We start from the raw sequence: 962 nt of genomic DNA, 5'->3' as shown, positions 1-962 counted from the left end.
TATGACACCCCGACTCGCCACTACGCACACGTAGACTGCCCGGGCCACGCCGACTATGTTAAAAACATGATCACCGGTGCTGCGCAGATGGACGGCGCGATCCTGGTTGTTGCTGCGACTGACGGCCCGATGCCGCAGACTCGTGAGCACATCCTGCTGGGTCGTCAGGTAGGCGTTCCGTACATCATCGTGTTCCTGAACAAATGCGACATGGTTGATGACGAAGAGCTGCTGGAACTGGTAGAAATGGAAGTTCGTGAACTTCTGTCTCAGTACGATTTCCCGGGCGACGACACTCCGATCGTTCGTGGTTCTGCTCTGAAAGCGCTGGAAGGCGAAGCAGAGTGGGAAGCGAAAATCATCGAACTGGCTGGCTTCCTGGATTCTTACATCCCGGAACCAGAACGTGCTATCGATAAGCCGTTCCTGCTGCCAATCGAAGACGTATTCTCCATCTCCGGTCGTGGTACCGTTGTTACCGGTCGTGTAGAACGCGGTATCATCAAAGTTGGTGAAGAAGTTGAAATCGTTGGTATCAAAGAGACTGCCAAGTCTACCTGTACTGGCGTTGAAATGTTCCGCAAACTGCTGGACGAAGGCCGTGCTGGTGAGAACGTTGGTGTTCTGCTGCGTGGTATCAAACGTGAAGAAATCGAACGTGGTCAGGTACTGGCTAAGCCGGGCTCTATCAAGCCGCACACCAAGTTCGAATCTGAAGTGTACATTCTGTCCAAAGACGAAGGCGGCCGTCATACTCCGTTCTTCAAAGGCTACCGTCCGCAGTTCTACTTCCGTACTACTGACGTGACTGGTACCATCGAACTGCCGGAAGGCGTAGAGATGGTAATGCCGGGCGACAACATCAAAATGGTTGTTACCCTGATCCACCCAATCGCGATGGATGACGGTCTGCGTTTCGCAATCCGTGAAGGCGGCCGTACTGTAGGTGCGGGCGTTGTTGC

General features: G+C 53.7%; 1 protein-coding gene. It reads left to right on the top strand.

All coding sequences use genetic code 11. The annotated features are described in order from the left end of the window. A partial coding sequence (gene tuf, locus FDX24_RS00045) for an elongation factor Tu (protein ID WP_137363624.1) occupies positions 1–962 on the top strand: 962 nt, incomplete at both ends.

This window comes from Citrobacter sp. wls716 (genome assembly GCF_005280975.1).
Lineage (GTDB): Bacteria > Pseudomonadota > Gammaproteobacteria > Enterobacterales > Enterobacteriaceae > Citrobacter > Citrobacter youngae.
Note: the sequence above shows the minus strand (reverse complement) of the source record. Positions and strands in the feature narration are given on the sequence as shown.